The organism is Blochmannia endosymbiont of Polyrhachis (Hedomyrma) turneri, from assembly GCF_000973505.1.
In the GTDB taxonomy this organism is placed as follows: Bacteria; Pseudomonadota; Gammaproteobacteria; order Enterobacterales; family Enterobacteriaceae; genus Blochmanniella.
In genome coordinates, this window is the sequence record NZ_CP010048.1 from 531,980 (window position 1) to 549,250 (window position 17,271).

Below are 17,271 nucleotides of genomic sequence, written 5' to 3' on the forward strand. Positions count from 1 at the left end.
TTATATTCATTATATACTATATATTAAAATAAAAACACCAAAATTTAAAAAACAACACAAACACCATCTTCATGCTGCATAGAAAAGCTTAAATATTTTTTAATTAAAAAAACATGCAAATCAAAATTTCTTGAAATTAACAAACACATTATCTACATTCCTCACATGAAATCAAATAACACGATACAATATATCTATTAATCTTTAATCTTTACGTTTCTTCCAAAACCTTTTATTTTTTTTGTTAAATCACGACGTTCCCTTGATAATTCAGCATTTTTAATAATATATTCATCAACACGATCTTCATAATCTGCACGCATATTTTCAATAATTGCATGAATTCCTTCAATAGAAATACCAGACTTAATATATTCCCCCAAATTAATTAACAGTAACACTCTCTTTTGATTATCACGAATTTTCTTTTGATTATCAATAATTTCACGTTGTAATTTATTTTTACGACGAAACATACGAACAAATTCCAACACATCATAAAACGATGGATTAGTATGATTCATTATCTTAAATTTTCCTCATATACAAATTATAAATTACTCCAAAAATTCAAAAATATACAATACCACAACACAATGAATATTAACAACTAACAATCTTAATATTATTTGTATTATCAATAAAAAAAACTACTATAAAAATATAATAATACTTATCATTGTTATCATAACATAATAATTATGTTACATACTAACTATCATTTATAAAAACAAAAAAAATAAACATCATACAAAAACAAACAAAAACCTATTATATGATATAATTATTTTTTACTATAAATATCAATAATATCAATCATACTATATATAACAAAATAAACATATTATTCTCAAAATAACAAAATATATACAATATATAACTAAAATATTCAATAACTATAATATCAAATCTAACAAATTTATAATTTTCATGAAAAGTTATTTTTAATACATTTTATTCATATAAAACAAATAATACAATGAACTACAAAAACACATATGAAACATCTTCTTTTTTTATATATGACTACGAAACTTTTGGTAAAAATCCAGCATCAGATAAACCCGCACAATTTGCCGGAATTCGAACTGACTATAACTTTAATCCTATAAGCAAACCAGAAAATTTTTTTTGCCGATTACCAAACGACTATTTACCGAATCCAGAAGCTGTACTTATAACAGAAATAAATCCCATAAATGCGCTAAATATAGGAATTCAAGAATATCAATTTGCACAACGTATTCAAAAAATATTTTGCACACCACAAACATGTATACTGGGATACAACAACATTCGTTTTGACAATGAATTTACTCGAAATATTTTTTATAGAAATTTTTATGATCCCTATACTTGGAGCTGGAAAAATAAAAACTCAAATTGGGATTTACTAAACATAATGAAAGCCTACTACGCATTACGACCAGAGGGAATTACATGGCCTCTAAATAATAAAGGAACTCCCAGTTTTCGACTAATGGATCTTTCAAACAGTAATAATATTACACATAATAAATCACACGACGCACTATCTGACGTATACGCAACTTTAGAATTAGCAAAACTTACTCAACACACACAACCAAGATTGTTTAATTATCTTTACCATCATCGAAAAAAATCAGAAATTAAAAAATTAATAAACATCACAAATATACAACCACTAGTCTATGTTCCAATAAACAACATAATTAATAATCGTTATGCTATATTAATCAAACCACTAGCTTGGCACACAAACAATTCCAACATTTTAATTGCTTGCAATCTCAATGAAAATTTAGACAAATTATGGAAAAATAATATCAATTATATACCTTGCAATAAACAAATGATAAACTTTTATCATCAAAATAAACACCGACAACATACAATATTAACAATACACATAAATAAATGTCCTATACTAGCCCCAATTAGTTCCCTAAGACCACAAGATATTTCAAGACTCAATATTGATTTACAATACTGCTTAAATAATGCCAAAAAATTACAAAACAATATATCTAACAATAAAGAAATTATTAAAAAAACAATAATTACATTTCAAAATAATTATGATTATTTATCACAAAATACAGATAAAACGTTACATGTAGACAACCAACTATATACAGGATTTTTTAATAAATCTGACCGCCATATGATTAATATAATTCGAAAAGAATCACCAGAAAACTTAAATAAAATACATACTAAATTTTACGACAAACGACTAAAACCACTACTTTTTTACTATCGAGCAAGAAATTTCCCACATACACTAACTCAATATGAAAAACAATACTGGCTAGAATATCGAAAAACATTATTTACAAAAATAATATTGACACAATATAAAGAACAACTTGATCAGTTATTTGAAACTCATAAAAAAAACACAAGAAAAATAAACATTTTGAATTCATTAATAAAATACTTACAATACATCAATGACACACTAAATCAGTAATAACTGATTCACATTTTTTATACAAATTAAACATATATTTAGCATTTCCACTACATTCTGTATAATTTCTATTATTTCAAAAAAAATACTTTTTTATAATTCATCATTACATACCCATTATCTAAAAAATATCGTTTTTATAATACAATTAAACATCATAACAACATGTAAAAATTTAAAAAAACATATATATTCACTAATTACTAATTAAAAATATTTTATTTTATTAATAAACAGATAAAATAGTCATATAAAAATATTGAACTATAAACTAAATTAAATTACATTTATTAAAAAATTTATACCTGTATAAAAAATAAACCACACAATTACATACCAACACAAAAACTAAAACAAACATAATCATAACTAATATGTCACATAATAATTTACAAAAAAAAATAACTTTTTCCATTGAACAAAAATATTTAAGGTAACAAATCATGTTCGACAGATCACGATTACGAATAGCAATGCAAAAATCTGGAAGATTAAGTAAAGAATCACAAAAACTTCTAGAACAATGCGGAATAAAAATTAACTTACAAGAACAACGTTTGTTAGCATTTGCAGAAAATATGACTATCGATATTATGCGAGTAAGAGATGATGACATCCCAGGACTAGTAATGGATGGAGTAGTAGACTTAGGTATTATTGGAGAAAATGTACTAGAAGAAGAACTATTAACTCGTCGGGCACAAGGTGATGATCCTCATTACTTCACATTACGAAGATTAGACTTCGGAAATTGCCGATTATCAATGGCATTACCTATTGATGAACCATGGAACGGACCAAACTGTTTACAAGGAAAACGAATTGCCACCTCATATCCACATTTATTAAAACAATATTTAGACAAATTAAACATTAACTTTAAATCCTGTCTTTTAAACGGATCTGTAGAAGTTGCACCTCGTGCAGGATTAGCAGATGCTATTTGTGATTTGGTATCAACTGGCGCTACTTTAGAAGCCAACGGACTACGTGAAGTAGAAGTTATCTACCGATCAAAAGCATGTCTCATTCAACGAGACGGTAAACTATCAGACAGCAAACAATTACTAATTAACAAACTTATGATAAGAATACAAGGAATTATACAAGCCAAAGAATCAAAATATATAATGTTACATGCACCCACAGAACGATTAGAAGAAATTATTAATTTATTACCAGGAGCAGAAAGCCCAACTGTACTTCCATTAGCAGGTAATCAGGAACGTGTCGCAATATATATGGTCAGTAATGAAACGCTTTTTTGGGAAACCATGGAAAACTTAAAAAATCTTGGAGCTAGTTCAATTTTAGTGCTTCCAATTGAAAAAATGATGGAGTAATATCTATGATGTCATCTATACCTCTCAATCCCATTATTTGGAATAATTATAATATTTCTGAACAAAAAAAATTACTCAATCGACCCGCTCAGAAATCTCCAAAACAATTACAAAAAAATGTAGAAACAATCCTCAATCAAGTAAAAAAACATGGAGACACTGCCTTACGAAATTTTAACCTACATTTAGATAACTTCCAAACAAACGAACTAAAAATTAAAAAATCGTTATTCAAAATATCTGACGATACATTATCAAAAACATTTAAGTGCGCTATACATACAGCAAAAAAAAATATTACCCGATTTCATCAACTACAACATACTCAAGAAATTAATATAGAAACATCACCAGGCGTACACTGTCGACAAATCATTAAACCATTAAGTTCAGTAGGATTATATATTCCATCCGGCTCAGCTCCACTACCATCAACAGTAATGATGTTAGGAATACCGGCAAAAATTGCTAATTGTCCGCGAATTATGCTATGTTCACCTCCACCAATATCATATGAAATCTTATACACAGCAAAAATATGCGGAATAGAAGAAATTTATCAAATTGGAGGAGCGCAAGCTATTGCCGCTATGGGATTCGGAACTGAATCTATTATAAAAGTCAATAAAATATTTGGGCCAGGAAATATATGGGTTACCGAAGCTAAACGACAAATTAGCTACAGATCAGCTACAGATATTGATATGTTAGCAGGACCATCAGAAATATTAATTATAGCTGATAATACAGCTAATCCAAAATTTATTGCTGCTGATCTTTTATCACAAGCAGAACATGGATCACACTCACATATCATTCTCTTAACACCAGACATTAACATCATCAATAATGTAATATTTGAAATTAATAAACAAATCATACATCTCTCTCGAATCAACATCATTATTCAATCACTAAAAAACAGCCGATTTATTCTCAGTAAAAATATTATGGAATGTGTAAACATTAGTAACGATTACGCGCCTGAACATCTCAGCATTCAAACAAAAAATTCAGAAAATTTACTAAAATTTATTACTAATGCAGGCTCAATATTTCTTGGAAAATGGTCACCAGAAGCAGCTGGCGATTACGCATCAGGGACTAATCACGTGCTACCCACATATGGATATACAATAAATAATTCTGGACTGAGTGTATTAGATTTTCAAAAACGTATAACAGTACAAAAACTAACTAAAAACGGATTATTAAAACTTGCCCCTACAATTACAACATTATCAGAAATAGAAAAATTAACCGCTCATACAAAATCTATAAACATACGTTTCACAAAATGCAAGGATAACAATGGACATTAATAAATTAGCACGTACAAATATCTTACACTTAAACCCATATCAATCAGCCAGAAAAATAGGAGGAACAGGAAATATATTTCTAAACGCCAACGAATATCCAATATCCACTAATTATAAAATGCGTTTTAAAAATATCAATCGATATCCAATGTGTCAACCTCAAACAATAATTAAAAAATATGCTAAATATGCAAAAGTAGAAACAAATCAAATTTTAGTATCAAGAGGAGCTGATGAAAGCATTGAATTATTAATACGAGCATTCTGTGAACCAAAAATTGATTCTATTTTGTTTTGCCCTCCAACATATGGCATGTATAAAGTTGCAGCCGAGGCATCTAATGTTAATTACCGAGAAGTACCAACAGATAAAAATTGGCAACTTGATATATCAAGAATTACAACACAACTTAAAAATGTCAAATTAATATATATTTGTAACCCAAATAATCCGACTGGAAATATTATTAACACACATATTATTCAACAATTATTAAATATCATTAATCAACATTCTATTTTAGTAATCGATGAAGCATATATTGACTTTTGCCCTCAAATCAGTTCAGTAAAATTATTATCTAAATATCCACATTTAGTAATATTAAGAACCCTATCAAAAGCTTTTGCATTAGCAGGATTAAGATGTGGATTTACTTTAGCACATCCAACAATCATTCAGGTATTATTAAAAATAATTACCCCCTATCCATTATCAACACCAGTAATCGATATTGCTCAACAAGCACTTAGTTTACAAGGAATACAAAACACAAAAAAAAGAATCAAAACAATCAACACAAATCGGGAATATTTTATCCAAGAACTAAAAAACTGCAAATGTATAGATAATATTTTTCCTAGTGAAGCTAATTATATTTTAGTACGCTGTAATCCAAAATACAAAGTGTTTAAAACATTATGGGATCAAGGTATAATTTTAAGAGATCAAAATCAACAATTTGGACTAACCAATTGTTTACGAATTAGTATTGGAACGCACGATGAATGTCAACATGTTATTTCAGCTCTAAAAAAATTAACAAACAATAACCCTACTAAACTACTAACTTAATGGTAAAATATTATGAACCAAAAATTTTTATTTATCGACCGAGATGGTACACTTATTCACGAACCAACAGATAATTTTCAGATCGATTCTATAGATAAATTAACATTAGAGCCATATGTAATTCCTGCTTTACTAAAACTACAAAAAATAGGATTTAAATTAATAATAATTACTAATCAGGACAATTTGGGTAGCGATCACTTCCCACAAGAAAATTTTGACAAACCCCATAATTTCATGATTAAAATATTCGGTTCTCAAGGTATCAAATTTAATAAAATTCTAATTTGTCCTCATTCTGATCAAGATCAATGCTATTGTCGAAAACCAAAAATAGGATTAGTAAAAGAATTATTAGATAAAAACATAATAAATAAATCTAAAAGCTATGTTATTGGTGACAGAAAAACAGATATCCTGTTAGCACAAAACATGAAAATTCAAAGCATACAATATCATAGAAAAAAATGTAATTGGAAAACTATTGAAAAAAAATTAACTACCATAATTCGATCTGTTAACGTTAAACGTATTACAAAAGAAACCACTATTAACGTTAGCATACAAATTGATAACAATCCTAATAATAGCTCCATTAATACTGGAATACATTTCTTTAATCATATGATACAACAAATTGCCACTCATTCTGGAATATATATGAATATTACGGTTAAAAATGATATTCATATAGACGATCACCACACAATTGAAGATACAGCATTAACACTAGGAAAAGCACTGCATAAAGCATTAGGAAACAAAAAAAATATCAAACGATTCGGATTCGTACTTCCCATGGATGAATCTCTTGCACAATGTTCATTAGACCTCTCTGGTCGACCACATCTTGAATATCATGCAAACTTTAATTTTCAAAAAGTCGGAGATCTCAGCACAGAAATGATAAAACATTTCTTTCAGTCACTTACACAGTCAATGCAATGTACATTACATATAAAAACACAAGGAGAAAACGACCATCATCGAGCAGAAAGCTTATTTAAGGTTTTTGGCCAATCATTACGTCAAGCAATTTGTCTTAACCCCAACAACAATAATAATTGCGATATAATACCAAGCTCAAAAGGACAATTATAATGAAAATTGTAATAATTAACACTGGATGTGCAAATTTATTCTCAATAAATACTAGCATCCGTCGATTAGGATATTGTCCAATAATCACCGATAATTTTGATATTATATCACAAGCAGATAAAATTTTCCTCCCTGGAGTTGGAAGTGCACAAACTGCAATGAGACAACTACAACAAAAACAATTAATTAGTGTATTACAAAATATAACACAACCAATATTAGGTATCTGTTTAGGAATGCAAATATTAGCTAAATATAGTGAAGAAAACAAAGGTACTGACACTCTAGGAATTATTAATACAACAGTAAAAAAAATGCCATATCAAGGATTATCATTACCTCATATTGGTTGGAATAAAACTAGTATAAAAAAAAATACACACAATTTATTTTATAATATTAAAAACGACAGTTATTTTTACTTTATACATAATTATTTTATACCCTTATGCGCAGAAACAATTGCCATTACACAATATGGCATCCCTTTCACAGCAGCAATAACATATCATAATTTTTTTGGTGTTCAATTTCATCCGGAAAAATCTAGCTCAGCAGGGGAACAATTAATAAAAAATTTTTTGGAGATGTGATCTATGATTATACCAGCATTAGATTTAATGAACGGCAATATAGTAAGACTATATCAGGGATGCTTTCATAAACAACGAATTTATTCAAATAATCCACTTCTATATTTAGAAAAATATTTTCAACAAGGCGCTAAAATAATACATCTAGTAGATCTAGAAGGAGCAAAAAATCCAACCAACCGACAAATACACTTACTCCATAAATTATTACGTGCCAACCAACACAACAATCTCCAAATAGGAGGAGGAATACGTTCTACAAAAGATATTGCAGATTTATTAAAACTTGGTGCCAAACGTGTCGTGTTTAGTTCACAAGGAATTAAAAATCCATACAAAACTAAAAAATGGTTTGAATATTTCGGCTCTGAATCGTTGGTATTAGCAATAGATATACGAATGAACTCAACAGGAACTAATAATGTCGTCATTAATGGGTGGCAAACAAATACTACTACAACATTACAAGAAATAATTGAACAATATCACAATATTGGTTTAAAACATGTTTTATGCACTGATATTTCAAAAGATGGTACATTAACAGGAAGTAATACTATTTTGTATCAAACAATATGTAAAACATGGCCTGATATTAAATTTCAATCGTCAGGAGGCATTAAAAATTTAGATGAAATACATAAATTAAGAGATACTGGTGTTACAAGTATCATTATTGGACGTGCCCTTTTAGAAGAAAAGTTCACTATATCGGAGGCTATCTCATGTTGGCAAAACGCATAATTCCATGTCTAGATGTACACAATGGACAAGTGGTTAAAGGTCGACAATTCCGTAATCATAACATTGTTGGCAATATTATTGATCTGGCGCAACGATATGTTCAAGAAGGTGCTGACGAATTAATATTTTACGATATTACAGCATCTCCGAATAATCGGACAGTTAATAAATATTGGATAAATCAAGTAGCAGAAATTATTAATATCCCATTTTGTGTGGCTGGAGGTATTAATACTTTAACACAAGCTAAAACAATTCTTTCTTGCGGAGCTGATAAAATTTCAATAAATTCACCAGCTTTATTAAAACCAATATTAATCAAACAACTTTCTGAATCCTTGGGTAGCCAGTGTATTGTAGTTGCCATTGACAGTTGGTACAATGAAAAGAAAAATATTTATCAAGTAAAATATCACACCGGAGATACTACTTGCACAAAAACAACTAACTGGCAAACGATACAATGGATACAACAAGTGCAAAATTATGGAGCTGGAGAAATTGTACTAAATATGATGAATCAAGACGGTATGCAACAAGGATACGATATAAAACAATTACAAGATATCAAAGAAATTTGTCAAATTCCACTCATCGCTTCCGGAGGTGCTGGCACGCTATACCACTTCTTAGACGCTTTTCAACAAACAAAAATAGATGGCGCACTAGCAGCTTCAGTATTTCATAAAAACATAATCAACATAAATATATTAAAACAATTTTTACAAAAAAATGGAATAAACGTTAGATTATCTTAAAATAAAACACATACTACTATCTCACTAAATTGGAAGAAATTGATGCACAACCTAACTCCAACAATTATCCAACATGCTATTTCAGGTGAAGTGCTAATGTTAGGATATATGAATGATGAATCAATAAAAATAACAAAAAATAGTGGCTATGTAACATTTTTTTCTCGCAGTAAAAAAAGATTATGGACAAAAGGAGAAACATCTGGAAATCGATTACAATTCATTCGTGCTTACGAAGATTGTGATAAAGATACATTACTCATGTTAGTTCTTCCAAATGGACCAACTTGCCACAAAAATAATAGTACTTGTTTTTATCCTGCTATGACCGATTGGGGGTTTTTATATAAATTAGAAGAAATTGTAAAAAATAGAAAATGTTCATATTTAAAAAACTCATATACTAAAAAACTATACGCTAGTGGAAGCAAACGAATTGCACAGAAAGTTGGAGAAGAAGGAATAGAAACCGCTTTAGCTGCTGTAACACAAAACAAAAAAGAACTTATTAACGAAGCCGCTGACCTAATTTATCACTTATTGGTTCTTTTAGAAACACAATCTTTAAATTTAACTAATATTATCAAATGTTTGCATGATCGACACAACAAAATTATTACATAATAATATAAGCACCGTTAATTATAAAATCACATTCTTAATTGTTTTAAAAACATCCACATCTATTATACCATCAAAATGGCTTTAAACTCTCAAAAAATTAAGTTTTAAAACTTATTTTAATATCAAACTCACTCCATACTGTAAAAATATATTATTTATTTATATCCCATTTATTATAACCAGTTAGCATGAAAAATATCATCCTTATTATCAATACACTTATAACCATGAGCCCCAAAATAATCACGTTGAGCCTGAATTAAATTTGCTGGAAGCACAGCTGAACGATAACTATCGTAATACTCTATAGCAGCTGAAAATGCAGGCACAGGAACTCCATTTTGAATTGCACAAATCACTATATCTCTTAAAGATTCTTGATAAAAATTTGCAATATCTTTAAAATAAGGCGCTAATAACAAATTAATTATTGAGGGATTATCCTTATATACATGTACAATATTTTGTAAAAGTTGTGCACGAATAATACAACCAGCACGAAAAATTTTAGCAATATTGCTAAAATTTAAATTCCAATTATTTTGATTAGCAGCTACTCGTAATTGCGAAAACCCTTGAGCATAAGACATTATTTTAGACAAATATAAAGCTTTCCTAATTTTTTCAATAAACTTATCAGGATCACAATCAATTCTTCTTACAGAAGGACCTAATAAAACCTTAGATGCACAAACACGTTGAGATTTCAATACAGATAAATAACGCGCAAAAACAGATTCAGTAATAATATTTAATGGTTCATTATTATCTAAAGCACTTTGACTAATCCACTGACCTGTACCTTTACTTTCTGCTTCATCTAAAATAGAATCCAATAAATAATATCCTTTCTCATTTTTTCTGATCAAAATATCTTTTGTAATACCTATTAAATAACTATTTAATTCACCTTGATTCCATTCATTGAAAATTTTTGACAAATCTTCATTACTGAAATTTAAAAGATATTTTAATAATGCATATGATTCTGCTATTAATTGCATATCAGCATATTCAATACCGTTATGAACCATTTTCACATAATGTCCAGATCCATCAGAACTAATATAAAATATACACGGTTCACCATCAAAATCTGCAGAAATATCTTTTAAAATCGGTTCAATTATATTATAACCACTCTTTTGTCCACCTGGCATAAAAGCAGGTCCATACAATGCACCAAATTCTCCACCAGAAATACCTAAGCCAATAAAATAAATTCCTAAATTAAATAACTCAAAATTTCTGCGAACCGTATCTTTATAAAAAGAATTTCCACCATCAATAAGCACATCACCTTTTTCTAAATAAGGAACCATTGACATAATTATTTGATCCACACTCGCTCCAGACTGAATCATAATTAAAATACAGCGGGGGCTCTCTAAAGAAAGCACGAAATCTTTAATAGAAGAATACGCAAACAATTTTTTCCCTACATGCTGCAATATGATACTTTCAACTTTATTATAAGACCGATTAAATATTGAAACACTATAACCATGTCTTTCAAAATTCAGGGCTAAACTTTTTCCCATGATACCCATACCAACTATACCTACTCTTTTTTTAATCAGCATACAATCACCTAATATAAAATAAAATAAAAAATTTTACAATATAACATAAAATATATACATGTTAAATTTAATAAATATAATGTATATTATCCTATATTTAACAATATTACTATATCCGTTTAATTTCTTTAAAAAATAAAAAAATAAAATATAAAAACAAACATATAAACAAAAAAAATTTCATCAAAAAAAATATCATATCAATCTACAATTAAAAATATTTTAAAACAGACAATATAGATATATAATCATAACCATTACTATATAATCATAATCATTACTACTACAACATATATAATTCACACATGAACATATTCACATTCTAATACATAATATTCAAACAATAGCTATTTATATAAATCATAAAAAATATTTTAAGTATAAAACCACTTAAAAATTACATAACTTACAATTATTAATTGTATTAAAAATATAATATTTATTTTAAATATATTTAAATTAATGTACTTAATATAATAATAACCAATTATCAATCAAACTTAACCATTTAACTAAAAATCACACATGCATAACACACCAAAAATATTAGTGACATGTGCATTACCATACGCTAATGGACCATTGCACCTTGGGCATATGTTAGAACATATACAAGCAGATATCTGGGTCCGCTACCAAAAAATGCGAGGTAAAACTGTTTACTTTATATGCGCCGATGACGCCCATGGAACAGCTATTATGCTTAAAGCACAAAAACTCGGAATATCACCAGAAATAATGATTCAACAAATTCATAAAGAACATAATCAAGATCTTAAAAAATTCTTAATAAATTACGATAATTATTATTCTACACATAGTATAGAAAATTTAGAACTCTCAACACTCATATACCTTCGCCTAAAAAAAAGAGGATTAATACAATCAAAACTCATCTCTCAACTATATGATACAGAAAAAAAAATATTTTTACCTGATCGATTCATTAAAGGAAAATGTCCTAAATGTCAAGCATTAAACCAATATGGTGACAATTGTGAAATTTGCGGAGCCATTTATAATTCTACTGAACTAATTCACCCTCGATCAACAATATCAAATACAATACCAATCATACAACAAACTGAACATTTTTTTTTCAATTTAACATATTTCACAAATATGTTATACCAATGGATTAAATCTAATAATTTACAAACAGAAATTATTAATAAAATGGAAGAATGGTTCAGCACAGGATTAAAATCATGGGATATCTCCCGAGACGAACCATATTTTGGATTTAAATTACCTGATTCAAATAAAAAATATTTTTATGTTTGGATGGATGCCCCCATTGGATATATGGGAACATTTAAAAATTTATGTAAGAAAATACATGATATATCTTTTGAAGAATTTTGGGCACAAAATTCAAAAAATAAAATTTATCATTTTATTGGCAAGGATATAATATATTTTCATATTTTATTTTGGCCAGCAATATTAGAAGGTAGCCAATTTCGAAAACCAACTAACATATTTGTTCATGGACATGTAACAATTAATGGCAGAAAAATTTCAAAATCCCATGGCACATTAATAAAAGCAAAAACTTATCTATCCCATTTAAATCCAGAAACATTAAGATATTACTATGCAACTAAACTATCATCTAACATTGATGATATTGATTTAAACTTCAATGAACTTATACACAAAATAAATGGAGATATTGTCAACAAAATAGTCAATTTGGCAGCAAGAAATGCAAAATTTATCAATCAATACTGTAATGGAGCATTATCAAACTATCTTCTTGAACCCATAATATATAACACATTTACCACAGCTGCTAACTATATTGGAGAAGCATTTCAAAAACGAAACTTAAATCGAGCAACTAAAAAAATAATACAACTAGCAGATTTAGCTAATCGATACATAGATGAACAATGTCCATGGAAAAAACAGTATACCAATAAAAAACAAACACAAGCCATTTATTCTATGGGGATACAATTATTCCGTGTGATAATGATTTATATGAAACCAATAACACCAGTATTAGCAAATAATACTGAAATATTTCTTAACACTATACTAACTTGGGAGAGCATTCACAAACCACTAACTGAACAACACTATATTCAACCATTTAAAACACTATTCACACGAATCACAACACAAGAAATCAACAAAATACTATCCGCAACAGAGAACAATTAACATCACTTCAAAACTTTTTATTTAAATTTTACAAAACTTATTTTTATATAACACCAAATTGTTTTTAAGATATTAACCATTACTAACCATTGATATATCAACAACAACTAAACACCACCACCATACTTGTAAATCGCACCACAAATTACAATTATTACATATTTTTTTATACATCAAAAGAAACTTAATAACAACTAATCACTACTATATAGTGTAATAATAACACACTAACTATCATCGAATAAAATCTAAATTACTCACATATCACTGCATTTTACTATTTATCTAATATAACTTTATCTTAAAGTAAGTAACAACATATTCACACACATTCAACTCTAATATTTTATAAAAAATAACATAATATAACATGTTTCAATATTATTAATATCAACACAACATTATAATAATACACAATCATTTTTAAAAACTCTCAATAAATATTATTTCCCGTTTTTTTTAATATTCCACCTGATGCAAAAGTAATAGTACTACTATTATCACCAACTCCACGAGCCTTAACACAAAAATGAACAGCATCAATAGAAATCGCCACATTTTTAGTATCTAATAACACTTGTAATGCTAAAAAAATTTGTTTAGTTAAACGTTCCTGTACCTGAGGACGTCTAGAAAAAAAATCAACCAATCTATTAATCTTTGATAAACCAATAATATGTTTATTAGGAATATACGCTACAGTAGCAATACCAGAAAAAATAATAAAATGATGTTCACACATACTAATGACATTAATATTTCGAACAGTAATCACTTCATCCATATTCATGGTATTTTTAAACATTGTAATTTTTGGAAAATTAGCATAATTTAAACCATAAAAAAAATCTTTAAGATACATTCTTGCAATACGTTTAGGTGTATCTATAATACTATCATGTTGCGAATCAATATTTAATAAATGTAAAATAGCTAACATATTTTCTGCAATACGTGCCTCTCTTACTTGATCATTTAACCTATTTTTTAATCCACTCTGTACTAAAAAAGGAGTTTCTAAACCCTGTAATAATAAAGTATCACGCACTAATAACGCTTGCTCCGTCAAAAATATCATAAACATTTGCCTATCTTTTAAAATATTCAAGTCAAAAAAATATTAATATTTTATGTTAAATCACATTATGAAATATTATCTATCTAAATAAAATTAACTACAGTCCACATAAAAATCATAATAAATATACTAAATATAAAATACTATTATTTTATAAATCAATCATGACATTACTACACGTAAAATACAAAATGTTAAAAATCAAAAATATATATGCTAAATAATAATTACCATACTTTTCCTACCATTTTGTGAATTAATCATAAAAATTTTTTACAAATAATTCACCATTTACAATACACAACATATTTTAATAAACAACGTTCTGAAATATAAAAAACACATAATGCAACGATAAAAAATTTACTCAACTTTAAAACACATAATCAATCATATACATTGCATCTCAATATATAATATGATATTTTTATCGTATTTTTAATTTTCAAAATTTTAAATAATACATTATGCTTGTCATTCATGCTGAACATAGAAAAAAAATAGGAACAAAAAACAGCCGAAAATTACGAAGACAAAACAAATGTCCAGGAGTAATCTATGGAAAACAACAACCAAACATTACTATTATAATCAACCAAAATATTATTTCAAATATACAACGAACGAACGATTTTTATAAAAAAACTATTGAAATTATCATTAATAACAACCAACGTTATATAACAAAAATTTGTCATATACAATACCATCCATTTAAAAAAACAATAACACATATAGACTTTCTTTATCAAATGTAACTATAATACAAATAAAAATTTGAATAAACACAATAATTAATATGCTTTTATTAACATAAAAAACATACGAAAAATCACATCATCCTGATAACTTCATTAACTATCGATAAATCACGCTCAGCTACAGTATATACCGTGACAAAAAACCAATGCTAAAAAAACCAATACAAATTCATAATAACTATTATCATTAAAAATTAAAACAATTCTACTGTAAATATCATAATCATTAGAAAAACACAATAAATTACAATAAAATATCAACTGAAAATACGTTTTTTATCGTCTTCTCGAGATTCTAATGCTAACTCTATTAAGATAGTCACTAAATCTTTCGAATTCAAACCACTAGCTTCCCATAATTTAGGGTACATACTAGTAACAGCAAAACCTGGCAATGTATTCACCTCATTGATTATAACACGAAAATCAGATGTTAAAAAAAAATCTACACGGGCCATACCCCAACATTGTAAAACACGAAACGCCCGTAAAACAACGCTATATATCTTGTCACTAACATCATGACTAATTTTTGCAGGAATAACAATTTCCACACACTCTTGATACTTATTTTGATAAGTATAAAAAGTATTTTTATCTAACAAAATTTCACCACAAACACTTATTCTTAAATCATTATTTCCTAACACTGCACATTCTAACTCTCTACCAACAATAGCTGCCTCTATCAAAACTTTATAATCTAAGCTAAAAGCTAAATTTATAGCTGAACAAAAATCTTTACGATTAAACACTTTTGACGTGCCAATCGAAGAACCTTGGCAGGCTGGTTTCACAAAAAATGGTAAACCAAAAACATCCGCATAGTATTCAAAATCCAACTGTTCGTCAGATTCAGTTAATGTGACAAAAGGAGCCACCATTAAACCAGCATCATGTAATAACCGCTTGGTAATATCCTTATCCATACTAATTGCAGAACCTAAAACACCACTACCAACAAATGGAATTTTTTTTATTTTCAATAAACCTTGTAAAGAACCATCCTCACCAAATCCACCATGAATAATTGGAAAAACAACATCAAGGCCAGATAAAATTTCAAAATCACTAAAACATCTAGACAATACACATGATTCGCATTGTGATATACTGCTACTTAGTCGATACTTAAAATATTGATAAAAATCAAAAATAACACCCCTAATCTTTGAAAAACTTATTTTATTCGTCATATCTTCCCGATGCCATATTCCCTTCTTATCAACAAAAATCATTATTATTGTAAATCGATTTTGATCAATAACACATGCAATATTTTTAGCAGATTGTAACGAAATATCATGTTCTAACGACACACCACCAAAAACAATACCAACATGCAATTTGGACATAATAAAATATTAATTTATCCTCTGAACATTAAACAACATTAATATTATCTAATATTACTTTAATGTCATCACCTAATATTTATATCTATTTTTAGATAACTAAAAATACACTGAACACAACGGATGTCTAAAAAAAAGTAACATATTCATGTCATACAAAATATTATTAATAAAACAAATATTATATAATTTTTACAAAAAAAAGCGACCCATCAATATATCAATATCATGAGTCGCACGTTATTTATATTACTACTAACAGCAAAACATCTATTCACCAATTAACATTCCTTTATGGACGATATACTAA

General features: G+C 27.8%; 15 protein-coding genes. 11 read left to right on the forward strand and 4 right to left on the reverse strand.

Features of this window, described 5'->3' with window-relative positions:
* Nucleotides 1-197 precede the first annotated feature (197 nt).
* On the reverse strand, nucleotides 198-524 hold the full coding sequence (gene tmaR / locus BTURN675_RS02250; protein WP_046288920.1) for a PTS system regulator TmaR: 327 nt from the start codon (nucleotides 522-524) through the stop codon (nucleotides 198-200).
* Between the two features lie 455 nt (nucleotides 525-979).
* Between tmaR and sbcB the strand changes: the two genes are divergently transcribed.
* From sbcB to hisIE, 9 genes are all read left to right on the forward strand, one after another.
* The gene (sbcB, locus tag BTURN675_RS02255; protein ID WP_046288921.1) at nucleotides 980-2,455 is read left to right on the forward strand and encodes an exodeoxyribonuclease I; all 1,476 of its coding nucleotides are present in this window, start codon (nucleotides 980-982) and stop codon (nucleotides 2,453-2,455) included.
* 443 nt (nucleotides 2,456-2,898) lie between these two features.
* Complete coding sequence (hisG, locus tag BTURN675_RS02260; protein ID WP_046288922.1) at nucleotides 2,899-3,798, forward strand: ATP phosphoribosyltransferase; 900 nt, start codon at nucleotides 2,899-2,901, stop codon at nucleotides 3,796-3,798.
* 5 nt (nucleotides 3,799-3,803) lie between these two features.
* Nucleotides 3,804-5,120 carry a histidinol dehydrogenase gene (gene hisD / locus BTURN675_RS02265; protein ID WP_046288923.1) on the forward strand — a complete coding sequence of 439 codons (1,317 nt, stop codon included), beginning with the start codon at nucleotides 3,804-3,806 and terminating at the stop codon, nucleotides 5,118-5,120.
* A complete protein-coding gene (hisC, locus tag BTURN675_RS02270) occupies nucleotides 5,110-6,195 on the forward strand; it encodes a histidinol-phosphate transaminase (protein ID WP_046288924.1) in 1,086 nt (361 codons plus the stop codon). The genes hisD and hisC overlap by 11 nt, the downstream gene beginning before the upstream one ends.
* A 12-nt stretch (nucleotides 6,196-6,207) precedes the next feature.
* Nucleotides 6,208-7,296: a bifunctional histidinol-phosphatase/imidazoleglycerol-phosphate dehydratase HisB gene (gene hisB / locus BTURN675_RS02275; protein WP_046288925.1), complete on the forward strand. Its 1,089-nt coding sequence runs from the start codon at nucleotides 6,208-6,210 to the stop codon at nucleotides 7,294-7,296.
* Nucleotides 7,296-7,889 (forward strand): imidazole glycerol phosphate synthase subunit HisH, encoded by a 594-nt coding sequence (hisH, locus tag BTURN675_RS02280; RefSeq protein WP_046288926.1) that lies wholly within the window; start codon nucleotides 7,296-7,298, stop codon nucleotides 7,887-7,889. The genes hisB and hisH overlap by 1 nt, the downstream gene beginning before the upstream one ends.
* 3 nt (nucleotides 7,890-7,892) lie before the next feature.
* On the forward strand, nucleotides 7,893-8,633 hold the full coding sequence (gene hisA / locus BTURN675_RS02285; protein ID WP_046288927.1) for a 1-(5-phosphoribosyl)-5-[(5-phosphoribosylamino)methylideneamino]imidazole-4-carboxamide isomerase: 741 nt from the start codon (nucleotides 7,893-7,895) through the stop codon (nucleotides 8,631-8,633).
* Nucleotides 8,615-9,391 (forward strand): imidazole glycerol phosphate synthase subunit HisF, encoded by a 777-nt coding sequence (hisF, locus tag BTURN675_RS02290; RefSeq protein ID WP_046288928.1) that lies wholly within the window; start codon nucleotides 8,615-8,617, stop codon nucleotides 9,389-9,391. Before hisA ends, hisF begins: the two co-directional genes overlap by 19 nt.
* 18 nt (nucleotides 9,392-9,409) lie before the next feature.
* Entirely contained in the window at nucleotides 9,410-10,015 is a 606-nt protein-coding gene (gene hisIE, locus BTURN675_RS02295; protein WP_071840779.1) for a bifunctional phosphoribosyl-AMP cyclohydrolase/phosphoribosyl-ATP diphosphatase HisIE, read from the forward strand.
* A 173-nt stretch (nucleotides 10,016-10,188) separates the two neighbouring features.
* On the opposite strand, the gene gnd is transcribed toward hisIE, so the two are convergent.
* On the reverse strand, nucleotides 10,189-11,595 hold the full coding sequence (gene gnd, locus BTURN675_RS02300; RefSeq protein ID WP_046289126.1) for a decarboxylating NADP(+)-dependent phosphogluconate dehydrogenase: 1,407 nt from the start codon (nucleotides 11,593-11,595) through the stop codon (nucleotides 10,189-10,191).
* A 528-nt stretch (nucleotides 11,596-12,123) separates the two neighbouring features.
* Here gnd and metG point away from each other — a divergent pair.
* Complete coding sequence (metG, locus tag BTURN675_RS02305) at nucleotides 12,124-13,767, forward strand: methionine--tRNA ligase (protein ID WP_046288930.1); 1,644 nt, start codon at nucleotides 12,124-12,126, stop codon at nucleotides 13,765-13,767.
* A 433-nt stretch (nucleotides 13,768-14,200) separates the two neighbouring features.
* On the opposite strand, the gene folE is transcribed toward metG, so the two are convergent.
* Entirely contained in the window at nucleotides 14,201-14,845 is a 645-nt protein-coding gene (folE, locus tag BTURN675_RS02310) for a GTP cyclohydrolase I FolE (RefSeq protein WP_046288931.1), read from the reverse strand.
* 467 nt (nucleotides 14,846-15,312) lie between these two features.
* Here folE and rplY point away from each other — a divergent pair, with 467 nt between their 5' ends.
* Nucleotides 15,313-15,603, forward strand: a complete 291-nt coding sequence (rplY, locus tag BTURN675_RS02315; RefSeq protein ID WP_046288932.1) for a 50S ribosomal protein L25 — start codon at nucleotides 15,313-15,315, stop codon at nucleotides 15,601-15,603.
* A 260-nt stretch (nucleotides 15,604-15,863) separates the two neighbouring features.
* Here rplY and BTURN675_RS02320 read toward each other — a convergent pair whose 3' ends face one another.
* Nucleotides 15,864-16,961: a D-alanine--D-alanine ligase family protein gene (locus tag BTURN675_RS02320; RefSeq protein ID WP_046288933.1), complete on the reverse strand. Its 1,098-nt coding sequence runs from the start codon at nucleotides 16,959-16,961 to the stop codon at nucleotides 15,864-15,866.
* Nucleotides 16,962-17,271: the final 310 nt, after the last annotated feature.

Excerpts from the sequence above, each read along its gene's own strand:
- hisF (WP_046288928.1), top strand. The coding sequence starts at position 8,615 with ATGTTGGCAAAACGCATAATTCCATGTCTAGATGTACACAATGGACAA.
- sbcB (WP_046288921.1), top strand. The coding sequence starts at position 980 with ATGAACTACAAAAACACATATGAAACATCTTCTTTTTTTATATATGAC.
- hisG (WP_046288922.1), top strand. The coding sequence starts at position 2,899 with ATGTTCGACAGATCACGATTACGAATAGCAATGCAAAAATCTGGAAGA.
- metG (WP_046288930.1), top strand. The coding sequence starts at position 12,124 with ATGCATAACACACCAAAAATATTAGTGACATGTGCATTACCATACGCT.
- hisH (WP_046288926.1), top strand. The coding sequence starts at position 7,296 with ATGAAAATTGTAATAATTAACACTGGATGTGCAAATTTATTCTCAATA.
- hisB (WP_046288925.1), top strand. The coding sequence starts at position 6,208 with ATGAACCAAAAATTTTTATTTATCGACCGAGATGGTACACTTATTCAC.
- hisC (WP_046288924.1), top strand. The coding sequence starts at position 5,110 with ATGGACATTAATAAATTAGCACGTACAAATATCTTACACTTAAACCCA.
- hisD (WP_046288923.1), top strand. The coding sequence starts at position 3,804 with ATGATGTCATCTATACCTCTCAATCCCATTATTTGGAATAATTATAAT.
- hisA (WP_046288927.1), top strand. The coding sequence starts at position 7,893 with ATGATTATACCAGCATTAGATTTAATGAACGGCAATATAGTAAGACTA.
- rplY (WP_046288932.1), top strand. The coding sequence starts at position 15,313 with ATGCTTGTCATTCATGCTGAACATAGAAAAAAAATAGGAACAAAAAAC.
- tmaR (WP_046288920.1), bottom strand. The coding sequence starts at position 524 with ATGAATCATACTAATCCATCGTTTTATGATGTGTTGGAATTTGTTCGT.
- BTURN675_RS02320 (WP_046288933.1), bottom strand. The coding sequence starts at position 16,961 with ATGTCCAAATTGCATGTTGGTATTGTTTTTGGTGGTGTGTCGTTAGAA.
- folE (WP_046288931.1), bottom strand. The coding sequence starts at position 14,845 with ATGATATTTTTGACGGAGCAAGCGTTATTAGTGCGTGATACTTTATTA.